Below are 13,455 nucleotides of genomic sequence, written 5' to 3'. Positions count from 1 at the left end.
AGGCCGTGCCGCGGGCGAGGGCAATCGCAGGCTCGACGGGGGTATCAGTCGGCCCGACGAAGTGCGTCAGCGCCGGACGCGCCAGATTTCCAGCTTGCCGTCCCCGGAAGCCTGCACCGGCTCGAGCCACTGCGGCGCGTGCCCTCCCAACAGGCGCGCCATCAATCCGGCCGGCGCCGCCCCGGCATAGCGAGCGGCTTCGTGAATGCCGGGACAGATCGCGACATACCTGGTTCCCCGCGCCGCAAGCGCGGCTTGCGCCGCTTCGGGCGACCCGGTGAACGTCCCGATGACCGTGCCCATCGCGGCCTGTTCGCGCCGGTGGCCGGTGGCGACGACCAAATGGCCGCTCTCCAACAGTATCTGCGGGCCGATCTCCAGCGGGGCGAGAATCTCCCCCGGGGGAAGCGACCTCAACGCGACCGAATTCACGGAAATCGCACAATCGTGCGCGTAAACCGGGTGCACCGCTCCCGCTGCCTGCGCCGGCATGGCGAGCGCAAACAGCATCAGCGGCAAGGCAGGCAGGAGCGAAAGCGACATGCTGGTCAGCACGAGCGCACGCTTGCCCGGACGGCGAAGCATTCGGGACGAGCGGAGCCACTCGCGCACCTGCCAGCCCAGGGGCACCGCCGCCAGCGCCCCGGCCGCCGCTCCTGCGCGGGCGACGAAAAGGGCAACTGCGAGTGCCACGCCCAGCACGATTGCGTACTCCTGCCAGAAGCGGCGCAGCCAGCCCGAGCTTCGCCCCGCCAGCCTGAAGCAGGCCAGGAGTCCGACCAGCGGCGGAACGGCGATCTGCAGCGCGAGCGCGGCGTCCTGCCGCCAGATCGGCAGGCCGTCCCCCGGACCGCCGGTCCACAGGCGCGCGACGAGCGGATCGAGCGGAGCAGGCGCGACTCCCGTGCACTGCGGAGCAAGCGCAACCATCGTAGCCGCGCCGATCCCCGCAACGGCCCCGATCCCGATCACGAGGGCAAAGCGCGGCATCGGTTCGAGCCGGGCGAGTCCAGTAGCGGCGAGCGCGGCCGCACCAAGCCCGGCGAGATGCGCCGGGGAGATTGCATCGCAGTATTCGGCCGACCCGGCAAAGCCGCGGGTCACCGCGAAGAAGCCAAGCGATCCGGCAGCCAGCCCCTGCATGGTGGCAACAAACCATGCCGCGTCGCCGCGCTCGCGCAACCAGCGCAGTGCGGTGACGCCGCAGATGGCCGCGGCCAGCGTGACCCCTTCAGTCGAGATCGACAGCCCTGCCGCGAGTGCAAGGCCCGTGACCGAGCCTCCAAGACGTGCGGACCTTGCCATGAGGCCGTTCATGGCGGCCAGCACGCAGACCACCTCCCAGCCATGATGATCGATCCGCATCGGGCGCAGTTGCTGGACCAGCGGCGCGGACAGCCCCATGGCAAGGCAGGCGAAACCTGCCGCCTCGTCACCGATCACCCGCCAGGCGATGCGGGCAGCCAGCAGAAGCGCAACGCCGAAGGTGAGAAGCGGCACGGCAACCATGGCGACCGTTTCGGCCGCACCCTGGCCGATCAGCCCCCGCAGCGCGAGGATCACCGCCGCCAGGGGAATGTCCACCAGGCGCGACCCACCCATCGTCAATCCGCCGCGGACCGCGTCGATCCGATGCTGGGTCAGGTCGAACCAGCCCTGCCCGGCCATGAGGTCGCGCACCTGGACCAGCCGAAGCGCGTCGTCGGGATCGGGAAACCGATGTGATTGGATGGACGGGAGGCTGGTCACCAAAAGAAGCGCTGCGATCATCGCCCATGCCAGCAGCACCCGCAGCAGCAGCTCGCCCGTTAGCGCCGGACGGCGCCGCTCGACGAACAGGGTCACGCCGCGGATGCCGCGCGGGAGACGTACACGGCGCCGCCCCGACGGGCGCAGCTTAATGAGCCGCCATCGGCGCTCGCGGCCATCCGACCGTTGATCCCCCCGGAACCCCCATTTGGACGGCGCCGGTCAACCCCGACGGTCAATTCGCTGGAATTCATGGTCTTCTGGCCCCCCGGTCATGCACCAGAGGGATGAAATAAATTGGTTACCGGGTGGTAAATGCCCACCGCCGGGCAGGCCAGGCCTAACGGCGTTGCCCGACGCCGGTGGGGCCCGCGAGCAGATCCGGGCATTGTGCCCCGGCAGCAAATACGGCCAGTTGGCTCAGGCTGAAGGTATCGTCGAATACCAAGCCGTACTCCCTGCCCTGCCGCCAGCGCACGCGGGCGCGCACCTCCGGCAGCGGACCCGAGCAGAGCCGAAGCGGCTGGTCGATCGCCAGGAGGCCGTCGCATTCGATGCGGGCGCCCTGCTGCGACAGGTTGACGACCTGGGCGCGCATCCGACCGCCAAGGAAGGCAAGCTCGACCCCGAACGAGATGGCGAGCCGCAGTTGCCGGCGAGGAAAGCGCCCTGCCTCGGCAACCACCGCCCCGACCTCTACCGGATGAAGGAAGCGGAATCCCGCTTCCAGCCCGCGCGACCATACGGGCCTGATAGCGTACCGTTCGCCGCTCTGGAGTTCGAGCCACAACGAATCGCTGACCGGCAAGGCATGGAAACCGCGCAGGCTGACGCCACTTTGGGAAACGTCGCGGATCACGCAGACGAACTCTCCCTGGGCCGCAATCAGCTTTGCCGCGCGGATCAGCAGCGTGAAGCGCGGTGCGTCCCGCTCTTCGGCGGAAACCGGGTGAACCTCTTCCGGCACTTCGATACGACCCAGTTCCATGCGGGGTTCCCCAACCGGCGCACCATCTGCGCTGTCCCCAATACGGGTAGCGTGAGACGCGTGAATCTTGAGTTATCGGACCCATCCGGTAATTCCCTAGATCGCTGGATTTTCACGCGCACTTGCGGGCGCGCGAGGGGATGTGCGCGACCGGGCTTGCCGATTGACCGCGCAGGCTACGGACATTCCCTAGTGCGACGGGCCAAATTGGACTTCTATAGGGCGCGCGACGGGCGGCGGTTTACAATCCGCCGAATATCGCTGCGAAGCGGCCAAGAAGGGTTGAATAATGGAAGCAGTACTCGGGCGTTTGGGGGCTTGGTTTCTCGTGCTGATGCTCGCCATCGTGGCAATCGCGATGGCCCAGGACACCGGCTATGCGGCCAGCATGACGGTGGTCGCCATCGTCGCCTTCGTGTTCCTGTGCGCCACGGCCGGCCGGTTCGATCCGCTGGCCAGGGCACAGAGCCTGTTCCGGATGCCGACCGACCCTTCGCGCTATGATGACGATCCGGTTCGCTGGGGCGTCATCGCGACGGTTTTCTGGGGTGTGGTCGGTTTCACCGTGGGCCTGCTGATCGCCCTCCAGCTGGCGTTTCCCGCGCTCAACCTGGAGCCCTATTTCAACTTCGGCCGGCTCCGGCCCCTGCACACCTCGGGCGTGGTGTTCGCGTTCGGCGGCAACATCCTGATCGCCTCGAGCTACTACGTCGTCCAGCGGACCTGCCGCGCCCGCCTGGCGTTCCCCGCTCTCGCGCGCTTCGTGTTCTGGGGATACCAGATGTTCATCGTCCTGGCGGCGGTGGGCTACCTGTTCGGCATTACCCAGTCGAAGGAGTACGCCGAGCCCGAGTGGTACGTCGATATCTGGCTGACGATCGTGTGGGTGGCGTACTTCATCGTCTTCGTGGGGACGCTGGCAAAGCGCAACGAGCCGCACATCTATGTCGCGAATTGGTTCTACCTCAGCTTCATCATCACCATCGCGATGCTGCACATCGTCAACAACCTGGCGATCCCGGTGTCGGTGTTCGGCTCCCGCTCGTACTCGGCGTTCGCGGGCGTGCAGGATGCGCTGGTGCAGTGGTGGTACGGGCACAACGCGGTGGCGTTCTTCCTGACCGTGCCGTTCCTGGCGATGATGTACTACTTCGTGCCCAAGCAGGCAAACCGGCCGATCTATTCCTATCGCCTGTCGATCCTGCACTTCTGGTCGCTGATCTTCCTCTACATCTGGGCCGGCCCGCACCACCTGCACTACACCGCGCTGCCCGACTGGGCGCAGACGCTCGGCATGGTGTTCTCGGTGATCCTGTGGATGCCCAGCTGGGGCGGCATGATCAACGGCCTGATGACCCTCAACGGGGCTTGGGACAAAGTCCGCACCGATCCGCTGATCCGCATGATGGTCATGGCCCTGGCGTTCTACGGCATGGCCACTTTCGAAGGCCCCATGCTGAGCATCAAGGCGGTCAACTCGCTGTCGCACTACACCGACTGGACGATTGGCCACGTGCACGCCGGTGCCCTCGGGTGGAACGGGATGATCACCTTCGCGGTGGTCTATTACCTAACCCCTCGCCTGTGGAAGCGCGAACGGCTGTATTCGCTGCGAATGGTCAACTGGCACTTCTGGCTGTCGACCGTGGGCATCGTGTTCTACGCCGCCTCGATGTGGGTGGCGGGCATCACCCAGGGCCTGATGTGGCGCGAGTACGGCAGCGACGGATACCTCGTGAACACGTTCGCCGACACGGTCGCCGCTCTCCACCCGCTGTTCATCATGCGCGCGTTCGGCGGCCTGCTGTACCTCGCCGGCGGAGTGCTGATGGTCGTCAACGTGTGGCGGACGATCGCCGGTGACCTGCGCGAGGAAGCGCCGATGACCGAGGCTCCCTACAACCCCGAAGCCGATCGCCCGATCGTCTCCGTACCGGCGGAATAAGAAAGCGCGCCATGTTCAACGTCGCACAGCGTCACAAGAAGCTCGAACGCAACATCACCCTGCTGGGCACCTTTGCCTTCGTGGCTGTGGTCATCGGCGGGGTGGTGGAAATCGCCCCGTTGTTCTGGATCGATAACACGATCGAGAAGGTGCGCGGCATGCGTCCCTATACTCCGCTGGAGCAGGCCGGACGGGACATCTACGTGCGCGAAGGGTGCTACACCTGCCACAGCCAGATGATCCGCCCGTTCCGCGACGAGGTGGAGCGTTACGGCCACTACAGCCTCGCGGCGGAAAGCATGTACGACCATCCGTTCCAGTGGGGATCGAAGCGCACTGGGCCGGACCTTGCCCGCGTCGGCAACCGCTACTCGGACGAATGGCACGTCCAGCACCTCAAGGACCCGCGATCGGTGGTGCCGGAAAGCGTCATGCCGACGTATGCCTTCCTTGCCGAGAACGACCTGACCACGCCCGACATGGCCGATAACCTCACCGCGCTGCGCCGTGTCGGGGTCCCCTATAGCGACAAGGACATCTCCGAGGCCGCGCGGGACCTGGCCGCGCAGGCCGACCCCGAAGCCGACGCCGGGGATCTCGAGACGCGATATCCGAAGGCGCAGATCCGGGACTTCGACGGCAACCCCGACCGTGTGACCGAGATGGACGCGCTCGTCGCCTACCTGCAGGTTCTTGGCACGCTGGTCGATGTGAACAGTGCCGCGGCTCAGGAGGAACTGGCGAAGGAGGGATCGCGGTGAGCGATCACTCGACCTACGAGGCGCTGCGGCACTTTGCCGACAGCTGGGGGCTTCTGGCCATGCTGCTGGTCTTCGCCGGGCTGATCGCCTGGCCATTCCGCCCCGGCGCGCGCCCGCGCAACGACGAAGCGGCCCACGTTATTTTCAAGGATGAAGACGGTGGCGAATAAGCGGATCGACGAACCAACCGGCACCGAGACCGTCGGTCACGAATGGGACGGGATCGAGGAACTCGACACGCCCATGCCGCGCTGGTGGCTGTGGACGCTCTACGCCACAATCGTCTGGGGCATCATCTACGTCGTCCTTTATCCTGCCTGGCCGCTACTGCGCACGGGTACCGAAGGCGTGCTCGGCTGGTCCAGCCGCGGTCAGCTCGCACAGGAAATGCGTGCCGAGAACCAGCGCCGCGCCCCCACCCTGACTGCGCTTTCGCGGGTGCCGATCGAGCGACTGCCCGACGACAGCCGGCTGATGCGCGCCGCCGTGGAAGGCGGCCGGGCGGCATTCCGCGTGAACTGCGTGCAGTGCCATGGTTCCGGCGCGGCAGGCGGCAACGGCTATCCCAACCTCAACGACGACGACTGGCTTTGGGGCGGGGACCTCAGGGCGATCGAGTACACGCTGGTCCACGGCGTGCGCCAGCCGGGCGTGGAGAGCACCCGCAATTCCATGATGCCCGCCTTCGGGCGTGACGGCTTGCTGACGCCTGCGGAAATCTCGACGGTCGCCGACCAGGTGCTGTCCTTCAGCGGCAAGGCGAAGCCGACAGCGGCCGGAGCGACGCTGTATGAGAACAACTGCGCAAGCTGCCATGGCCCGCAAGGCAAGGGTCTGCGCGAATTCGGCGCGCCAAACCTCGCCGATGCGATCTGGCTCTACGGCAGCGGCAAGGGCCGTATCGTGCAGCAGATCAGCAACCCGCGCATGGGCGTGATGCCGGCCTGGGGCGGACGCCTCGACCCGGTGACGATCAAGATGCTGGCGGCCTATGTCCACTCGCTGGGCGGCGGCGAAGATTTCGTGGAGGTCGCCAAGGATCCGGCGGTCGCGGTCGATGAACAACCCTGAGCACCCGAGAACCGAAGAAAGCCCTGGCAAGCCGAACAAGCCCGTCAGCCTGACGGTCGCGCAGCCGGATACGGGCAACCTGCGGCACGAGCCGCACGAGCCGCCGCGCGAGGACTTGCCGGAGTTGTTCGAGAAACGTCGCGCAATCTTCCCGCAGGCGGTCCACGGGTTCTACCGCAACGTGAAGTACGTGGTCATGGCGATCACGCTCGGCATATACTACGCGACCCCGTGGATCCGCTGGGACCGCGGGCCCTATGCGCCCGACCAGGCAGTGCTGGTCGATATCGCCAACCGGCGGTTCTACATGTTCGGCATCGAAATCTGGCCGCACGAATTCTATTTCGTCGCCGGCCTGCTGATCATGGCGGGCATCGGCCTGTTCCTGATCACCAGCGCGGTCGGCCGCGCATGGTGCGGTTACAGCTGCCCGCAGACGGTGTGGACCGACCTGTTCCAGCATGTCGACCGGCTGGTCGACGGCGACCGCAACGCGCAGGCGCGGCTGGCGCGCGCGCCGTGGGGGCCGGAGAAGATCGTCAAGCGCGGCATCAAGTGGTCGATCTACCTGCTGATCAGTTTCTGGACCGGCGGCGCGTGGATCATGTACTTCGCGGACGCGCCCACGCTGGTGCGCGACTTCTGGTCGGGCCAGGCGGCGCCGGTGGCGTATATCACGGTCGCCATCCTCACCTTTACCACCTTCACGCTGGGCGGGTTCCTGCGCGAACAGTTCTGTATCTACATGTGCCCCTGGCCGCGCATCCAGTCGGCGATGATGGACGAGCGCTCGCTGACGGTCACCTACAAGGACTGGCGCGGCGAACCGCGCGGCAGCGTCAAGAAGGCGCAGAAGGATCCCCAGCACTACGGCGACTGCATCGACTGCCTGCAGTGCGTATCGGTCTGTCCGACCGGCATCGACATTCGCGAAGGACCGCAAATCGGCTGCATCACCTGCGCCCTGTGCATCGACGCCTGCGACCGGGTGATGGCCGAAGTGGGCCGACCGCGCGGGCTGATCGATTACGTCACGCTCGAGGACAGCAAGCGCGAAGCCGCCGGCGAGCCTCGGAGGCTGCCGTGGCGCAACCTCGTTCGGCCGCGCACGGTCATCTATCTCGGCGGATGGAGCGCGATAGGTCTGGCGATGCTGTTCATGCTCGGCACCCGCAGCCATCTCGATCTCTCCGCCGCTGCCGACCGCAACCCGCCATTCATGCTCATGAGCGACGGATCGGTGCGCAACGCCTACACCCTCAAGGTGCGCAACATGGAAAGCCGCCCGCGCGCGCTGGAGATCGCGCTCGACGGCCTGCCCGGCGCAGCCATGTGGAACGACGAGGAATCGCGGAACTCGGCCGCCCGCTCGATGCGCATCAATGCGGCGCCCGACGCCACCCGAACGGTGCGCGTCTACGTCATCGCGCCGCCCGAGACCGCGGCGCAGGAGTTCCGCTTCCGACTCCGCTCGCTCGACAAGGAAGCCGCATCGGACGAGGCGCAGATCCAGTTCGCCGCCCCGGGAGGACAGGACCAATGACCAAGCCTTTCACCGGCAGGCACATGACGGCCATTCTCGTCGCGGGCTTCGGCATCGTCATCGCCGTCAACCTCGTCATGGCGCGGTTCGCCGTGAGCACGTTCGGCGGTGTCGTGGTCGAAAACTCCTACGTCGCGAGCCAGGAGTTCAACAAGTGGCTCGACGAGGCCGATCGTTCGCGGGCGCTCGGCTGGAAGCCGGCCGTTTCCCGGGCGGGCGACGGCCGCGTCGTAATCGACTTCGCGGGCGGCGGCGCGCCGACCCAGCTCGGCGGGACCGCCCGTCACCCGCTTGGCCGGCTGCCCGATCAGCGCCTTTCTTTCCGCATGGCTGCCCCGGGCCGCTTCATCAGCACCGATGTGCTGCCGGCGGGGCGCTGGACCTTGCGACTCGAGGGCCGTGGGGGCGAAAAGTCCTGGCGCGGGGAGATTCCCCTCGCATGACCGACCTTTCCGGGCACCCCGAGCTGGTCGAGAGCCGCTTTACGGTTCCCGGCATCCGCTGCGCCGGCTGCATCGGCAAGATCGAGCGCGGTTTCGAGCATCTGCCCGGGATCGAAGGGGCACGCGTCAACTTCTCGGCCCGGCGAGTGGTCGTGCGCCACGCGCCGGGCACGTCCGAAGAGCGTATCCTCTCCTTGCTTGAAGGGCTCGGCTTCGAAGCCCAGCCCACCGCGGGCGAGCCCATCGGGAAGGCGGACGGCGAAACGAGCCGCTTGCTGAGGGCGCTGGCGGTGGCCGGGTTCGGCATGATGAACGTCATGCTGCTATCGGTCAGCGTCTGGTCAGGCGCCCAAGGGACCACTCGTGACCTGTTCCACTGGCTCTCGGCGCTGATCGGCGTGCCGGTGGTCGCCTATGCCGGACAGCCTTTTTTCCGCTCCGCGTTGACCGCGCTTCGCCGGGGACGGACCAACATGGACGTGCCGATCTCGATCGGCGTGCTGCTGGCCACCGGCCTCAGTCTCTACGAAACCGTGATCGGCGGGCACCATGCCTACTTCGACGGTGCGGTCATGCTGCTGTTTTTCCTCCTTGCCGGCCGCGTACTGGACGCGATGATGCGCGACAGGGCGCGGGCCGGCATCGGGGCCTTGCTCGCGCGAATGGGGCGCGAAGCGACTGTACTGACCACCGATGGCCGCACCGAGCGCATACCGGCGGACCACATTCAGCCAGGGATGCTGATGCGGGTCGCCGCCGGGGAGGCGCTGGCTGCCGATGGCGAGGTGGTGACGGGCGAGGCTTCGCTCGATGCCTCGATGCTCACGGGAGAGAGCGTGCCGGCGCGCGCCGGGCCGGGAGCCTTGGTCCACGCCGGGATGGTCAACCTCGGGCAGCCGTTCACCGCGCGCGTTACCGCGGCTGCGGGCGACACCGCCATTGCGGAAATCGCTCGCCTGATGGAGGAGGCGGGCCAATCGCGCTCGCGCTATGTTCGCATCGCGGACCGCGCGTCCCGCCTCTATGCCCCGGCAGTCCACACGCTTGCCTTGTTGAGCCTGGCCGGTTGGCTGATCGCGGGCGCAGGATTGCACCAGGCGCTGCTGATCGCGGTAGCGGTTCTGATCATCACCTGCCCGTGTGCGCTGGGGCTCGCGGTGCCGGCGGCGCACGTGGTGACCGCAAGCGCGCTGATGCGGCGCGGGGTGCTGGTCAAGGACGGCAGCGCGCTCGAGCGGCTGGCCGAGGCCAACTGCGCGGTGTTCGACAAGACCGGGACCCTCACCCTAGGCCAGCCGCGACCGGTCAATCTCGATGAACTGACGCCGCGGCAGAAGGAGATTGCCATGGCGCTCGCGCAGAGCAGCCGGCATCCGCTCAGTCGGGGTCTCGCCGCTGCGCTGCGGGCAGAAGATGTTCGCCCCGCGAACCTCGATGCCGTCACCGAGAAACCCGGAGATGGAGTGGCGGGGATCATCGACGGCAGACAAGTTGCGCTCAGACGGCCGGAGGTGGCTGCGAGCGGCTTTCCCACAACCGAGCTGGACGATGGAAACGTGCACGTCGCCCTCCGCTTCAGCGACCCCTTGCGGCCTGACATCGAACCCACTCTCAGGGCGTTGGGCGCTGCGGGCTGCACGTCCTCCATCCTGTCCGGCGACACCAGGGCTGCGGTCGCGAAGGTCGCCGAACCGCTGGGTCTTCCGTTCGTGGCAGAGGTTCAGCCGGCCGAAAAGCTCGCTTATCTTGGGCAGTTGGCCGAAGCCGGCAAACGCGTGCTGATGGTCGGCGACGGGCTGAACGACGGGCCGGCACTGGCCGCCGCCCACGTGTCGATTGCGCCGGCCGATGCGAGCGACGTCAGCCGGCAAGCCTCCGACGCAGTCTTCCTCGGGGACAGCCTGTTGCCGGTTGCCTTGGCGGTGCGCGCGGCCCGGCGCGCGATGACCATCGTGCGGCAGAACTTCACGCTCGCGGTGGGCTACAACATCGTCGCCGTGCCGCTCGCCATCACGGGTCACGTCACTCCGCTGATCGCGGCCGTCGCCATGTCGCTCAGCTCGCTGATCGTGGTCGGCAATTCGCTGCGCCTCGTCCGGGCCGCGCGGTGACAGGGCTGGTTCTTCTCGTGCCGGTAGCGCTCGGCCTCGGCGCACTTGGCCTCGTATCGTTCTTCTGGGCGATGCGGCACAACCAGTTCGAGGATCTCGACGGAGCGGCGATGCGCGTTCTGCTGGAAGAGGACGAGGGCGAGGAAGAATGATGCTGCGGCTCGGCTCTGCGCTGGTGCGGGCGGTGGGACTCGAACCCACACGAGCAAAGCTCAGGGGATTTTAAGTCCCCGGCGTCTACCATTCCGCCACGCCCGCGTCGCGGCGCGCTTAGCCGGCGCCGTTCGCCGCGGCAATTTCCCGCGGCGGAAGCCTGTTCAACCTTCGTTGACGAGCCGCCGCATTTCCTTGCCGGGCTTGAAGTAGGGCACTTTCTTGGCGGGGACGTCAACCGCCTCGCCAGTGCGCGGATTGCGCCCCTTGCGAGCCGCACGTTCCCGCGTGGAGAAAGCGCCGAAACCGCGCAGTTCAACCCGCCCGCCCTCGGCCAGGCGCTTGCCGATCTCGTCGAAGAAAGTGTCGAGGACCTGCTCCACCTCTTCGGCCCGCAGATCCGGGTTTTCCCTGGCCAGCGCTTGAAGCAGCTCGGACCTGATCATCGTTCTTCTCCCGGCCGCGACACCACCTGAGCAAAAGGGGCTGACCCCTGTGCCCCGGCGCTCAAAGTGCCAGAAGAAGTGCTGCCGCGCAACGGTTTACAGGCGCATCGGGCAGGCCTTACGCCTCGGCGAGAAGTTCCGCCGGTTCAAGGCCGAGGCGGTGGATCCGGGCCTTCAGCTCGGGCCATTCGTCCTTCAGGAAACGCGCGCGTTCCGACTTGCGCAACCGCTCGGCCGCGCCTGGGACCACGTACATGCCGATGCCTCGCTGGACGTCGACCAGCCCATCAGCCTGGAACTGCTGATAGGCCTTGGCCACCGTCAGCGGGTTGGCGCCCTGCTCGGCCGCCAGAACGCGCACCGAAGGCAGCATCTCGCCTTCGCGGTAGCGTCCCTCGATAATTGCGGCAGCGACGAGATCGCGCAGGCGCAGGTACACCGGTCGGCTCTGCTGGGTCATGACAAGTCCTTGGCTTGGGGTGCATCAGTGACATAATACAGCGCGGCGCGTCAAGGTTCCCGTTCGGGCCGCAAAGGCGGTTGCCGATGAAACAAGTGGCTTCACATGACAGCGCGAGCCGCTAGGTTGCGCCCCTTTCAGGCCCGGGAACGGCGCGAGACCGTACCGGCAAGGGTTCAACGAGGACGTTCAAGTACATGGCAACACAGCAGCTTCCGCACGGCGATAGCGCCGGCACGTTCCTTGGGCATCCGAAGGGCCTGTTCATGCTCTTCTTCGCCGAGATGTGGGAGCGGTTCTCCTACTACGGCATGCGCGCGCTGCTGATCTTCTACCTGACCAAGCACTGGCTCTATTCCGACAGCGAAGCCGGCATCATCTACGGCGCCTATACCGCGCTGGTGTACATTACGCCGGTGGTCGGCGGCTATCTCGCCGACAGATATCTCGGGCAACGCAAGGCGGTGCAATTCGGCGCGGTCCTGTTGACCCTGGGCCACTTCTTCATGGCCTTCGAAGGCGAAGCTGCCGTCGGACACACCGCCAATCCGATGATCAACGTATTCTGGCTGGCGTTGGCGCTGATCATCGTCGGCTCCGGTTTCCTCAAGGCCAACATCTCGGTCATCGTGGGGCAGCTCTATCCGCGAACCGACGTGCGCCGCGATGGCGCCTACACCATTTTCTACATGGGCATTAATCTCGGCGCGGCGCTCGGCTCGCTGCTGTGCGGCTATATCGGCGAGACTTACGGCTGGGCCTATGGCTTCGGCCTGGCGGGCATCGGCATGCTGGCCGGCCTCGTCGTGTTCGTCATCGGCCGCGGCTTTCTGCTTGGCCGGGGCGAACCGCCCAAGGCTCTCGCGAAAGGCCGCGAGTGGGCGATGTACGGCGTCGGCCTTGCGCTCGTCGCGCTGTGCTGGGTGCTGGTGCAGAACCAGTCCGTGGTCGGATTGCTTCTCGGCATCTTCGGCGGCCTGCTGGTCCTCTACGTGATCGGCGTCGCGGTCACCAAGCTGAAGGCGGAAGAGCGCGATCGCATTTTCGCCGCGCTCTTCCTCATCATCGCGTCGATCATATTCTGGGCCCTGTTCGAACAGGCCGGGTCGAGCCTCAACCTGTTCACCGATCGACACGTCGATCGCGGTGGGGTGCCGGCATCGGTGTTCCAGTCGATCAACGCGATTTACATCATTCTGCTCGCACCGATCTTCGCGACCATCTGGACGGTGCTGGGACGCAAGGGGATGGAGCCTTCGACCCCGTTCAAGTTCGGACTCGGCGTGGTCCAGGTCGGGCTCGGGTTCCTCGTCCTCGTCTGGGGCGCGAACTCGGTGGGCGTCGACGTGCCTACCCCGGTCATTTTCATCTTCCTGATCTACCTGCTCCACACGACCGGAGAACTGTGCCTTTCGCCCGTCGGGCTCAGCGCGATGAACCGTCTGGCGCCGACGCACATGGCCTCGCTGATCATGGGCACCTGGTTCTTCGCTTCGGCAACCGGCAACTTCGCCGCGGGGCTGATCGCTTCGGCAACCGGTGCCGAGGGTGTGGGCGAGGAAGCGGGTAAGACCGTCGTGCTGAACGTTTATTCGACGGTCGGCTGGGTGGCGGTCGGCGTGGGCGTGTTTGTCCTGGTCATCAGCCCTTTCATCAAGCGCCTCATGCACCTCGACACCTTGCGTGACGACAATGTGGGTGATGATCTGGCGGGTCAGGACGAAGCCGGCCTCGAACCGCAGGAAGCAGGCGTGCATCCGGCGAGCCGCGCCTGACATTCTATTA

General features: G+C 66.5%; 13 protein-coding genes and 1 tRNA gene. 9 read left to right on the top strand and 5 right to left on the bottom strand.

All coding sequences use genetic code 11. The features are described 5' to 3' along the window. Positions 1-66: 66 nt before the first annotated feature. Positions 67-1,845 (bottom strand): hypothetical protein, encoded by a 1,779-nt coding sequence (locus IEW58_RS12875; RefSeq protein ID WP_188645478.1) that lies wholly within the window; start codon positions 1,843-1,845, stop codon positions 67-69. Positions 1,846-2,089: 244 nt separating this feature from the next. Next, positions 2,090-2,737, bottom strand: coding sequence for a PilZ domain-containing protein (locus IEW58_RS12870; protein WP_188645477.1), 648 nt, complete (start codon positions 2,735-2,737; stop codon positions 2,090-2,092). Between the two features lie 289 nt (positions 2,738-3,026). Here IEW58_RS12870 and ccoN point away from each other — a divergent pair, with 289 nt between their 5' ends. The 8 genes from ccoN to ccoS are packed head-to-tail and all read left to right on the top strand — an operon-like array spanning position 3,027 to position 10,763. Beyond that, entirely contained in the window at positions 3,027-4,682 is a 1,656-nt protein-coding gene (gene ccoN, locus IEW58_RS12865) for a cytochrome-c oxidase, cbb3-type subunit I (RefSeq protein ID WP_188645476.1), read from the top strand. An 11-nt stretch (positions 4,683-4,693) separates the two neighbouring features. Continuing rightward, positions 4,694-5,443: a cytochrome-c oxidase, cbb3-type subunit II gene (gene ccoO, locus IEW58_RS12860; RefSeq protein WP_188645475.1), complete on the top strand. Its 750-nt coding sequence runs from the start codon at positions 4,694-4,696 to the stop codon at positions 5,441-5,443. Further along, positions 5,440-5,613 carry a cbb3-type cytochrome c oxidase subunit 3 gene (locus IEW58_RS12855; RefSeq protein WP_188645474.1) on the top strand — a complete coding sequence of 58 codons (174 nt, stop codon included), beginning with the start codon at positions 5,440-5,442 and terminating at the stop codon, positions 5,611-5,613. The genes ccoO and IEW58_RS12855 overlap by 4 nt, the downstream gene beginning before the upstream one ends. Continuing rightward, positions 5,594-6,514, top strand: a complete 921-nt coding sequence (gene ccoP / locus IEW58_RS12850; protein ID WP_188645473.1) for a cytochrome-c oxidase, cbb3-type subunit III — start codon at positions 5,594-5,596, stop codon at positions 6,512-6,514. Before IEW58_RS12855 ends, ccoP begins: the two co-directional genes overlap by 20 nt. Next, a complete protein-coding gene (gene ccoG, locus IEW58_RS12845; RefSeq protein ID WP_188645472.1) occupies positions 6,501-8,057 on the top strand; it encodes a cytochrome c oxidase accessory protein CcoG in 1,557 nt (518 codons plus the stop codon). The genes ccoP and ccoG overlap by 14 nt, the downstream gene beginning before the upstream one ends. After that, positions 8,054-8,500: a FixH family protein gene (locus IEW58_RS12840; protein ID WP_188645471.1), complete on the top strand. Its 447-nt coding sequence runs from the start codon at positions 8,054-8,056 to the stop codon at positions 8,498-8,500. Before ccoG ends, IEW58_RS12840 begins: the two co-directional genes overlap by 4 nt. Beyond that, complete coding sequence (locus tag IEW58_RS12835; RefSeq protein WP_188645470.1) at positions 8,497-10,611, top strand: heavy metal translocating P-type ATPase; 2,115 nt, start codon at positions 8,497-8,499, stop codon at positions 10,609-10,611. The genes IEW58_RS12840 and IEW58_RS12835 overlap by 4 nt, the downstream gene beginning before the upstream one ends. Next, positions 10,608-10,763, top strand: a complete 156-nt coding sequence (ccoS, locus tag IEW58_RS12830) for a cbb3-type cytochrome oxidase assembly protein CcoS (RefSeq protein WP_188645469.1) — start codon at positions 10,608-10,610, stop codon at positions 10,761-10,763. Before IEW58_RS12835 ends, ccoS begins: the two co-directional genes overlap by 4 nt. A 21-nt stretch (positions 10,764-10,784) precedes the next feature. On the opposite strand, the gene IEW58_RS12825 is transcribed toward ccoS, so the two are convergent. The 3 genes from IEW58_RS12825 to IEW58_RS12815 all read right to left on the bottom strand — a co-directional run bounded on the left by IEW58_RS12825 (position 10,785) and on the right by IEW58_RS12815 (position 11,670). After that, a tRNA-Leu gene (locus tag IEW58_RS12825) sits at positions 10,785-10,869 on the bottom strand. A gap of 59 nt (positions 10,870-10,928) precedes the next feature. Then, positions 10,929-11,210 carry an integration host factor subunit beta gene (locus tag IEW58_RS12820; RefSeq protein ID WP_188645468.1) on the bottom strand — a complete coding sequence of 94 codons (282 nt, stop codon included), beginning with the start codon at positions 11,208-11,210 and terminating at the stop codon, positions 10,929-10,931. Positions 11,211-11,328: 118 nt separating this feature from the next. Next, on the bottom strand, positions 11,329-11,670 hold the full coding sequence (locus tag IEW58_RS12815; RefSeq protein WP_188645467.1) for a GntR family transcriptional regulator: 342 nt from the start codon (positions 11,668-11,670) through the stop codon (positions 11,329-11,331). A 197-nt stretch (positions 11,671-11,867) separates the two neighbouring features. Between IEW58_RS12815 and IEW58_RS12810 the strand changes: the two genes are divergently transcribed. After that, positions 11,868-13,445 carry a peptide MFS transporter gene (locus IEW58_RS12810; RefSeq protein ID WP_188645466.1) on the top strand — a complete coding sequence of 526 codons (1,578 nt, stop codon included), beginning with the start codon at positions 11,868-11,870 and terminating at the stop codon, positions 13,443-13,445. Positions 13,446-13,455 lie beyond the last annotated feature (10 nt).

It is taken from the genome of Tsuneonella deserti (genome assembly GCF_014644315.1).
GTDB classification, from domain to species: domain Bacteria; phylum Pseudomonadota; class Alphaproteobacteria; order Sphingomonadales; family Sphingomonadaceae; genus Tsuneonella; species Tsuneonella deserti.
Note: the sequence above shows the minus strand (reverse complement) of the source record. Positions and strands in the feature narration are given on the sequence as shown.

Excerpts from the sequence above, each read along its gene's own strand:
- IEW58_RS12870 (WP_188645477.1), bottom strand. The coding sequence starts at position 2,737 with ATGGAACTGGGTCGTATCGAAGTGCCGGAAGAGGTTCACCCGGTTTCC.
- ccoN (WP_188645476.1), top strand. The coding sequence starts at position 3,027 with ATGGAAGCAGTACTCGGGCGTTTGGGGGCTTGGTTTCTCGTGCTGATG.
- ccoO (WP_188645475.1), top strand. The coding sequence starts at position 4,694 with ATGTTCAACGTCGCACAGCGTCACAAGAAGCTCGAACGCAACATCACC.
- ccoP (WP_188645473.1), top strand. The coding sequence starts at position 5,594 with ATGAAGACGGTGGCGAATAAGCGGATCGACGAACCAACCGGCACCGAG.
- ccoG (WP_188645472.1), top strand. The coding sequence starts at position 6,501 with ATGAACAACCCTGAGCACCCGAGAACCGAAGAAAGCCCTGGCAAGCCG.
- IEW58_RS12840 (WP_188645471.1), top strand. The coding sequence starts at position 8,054 with ATGACCAAGCCTTTCACCGGCAGGCACATGACGGCCATTCTCGTCGCG.
- IEW58_RS12835 (WP_188645470.1), top strand. The coding sequence starts at position 8,497 with ATGACCGACCTTTCCGGGCACCCCGAGCTGGTCGAGAGCCGCTTTACG.
- IEW58_RS12820 (WP_188645468.1), bottom strand. The coding sequence starts at position 11,210 with ATGATCAGGTCCGAGCTGCTTCAAGCGCTGGCCAGGGAAAACCCGGAT.
- IEW58_RS12815 (WP_188645467.1), bottom strand. The coding sequence starts at position 11,670 with ATGACCCAGCAGAGCCGACCGGTGTACCTGCGCCTGCGCGATCTCGTC.
- IEW58_RS12810 (WP_188645466.1), top strand. The coding sequence starts at position 11,868 with ATGGCAACACAGCAGCTTCCGCACGGCGATAGCGCCGGCACGTTCCTT.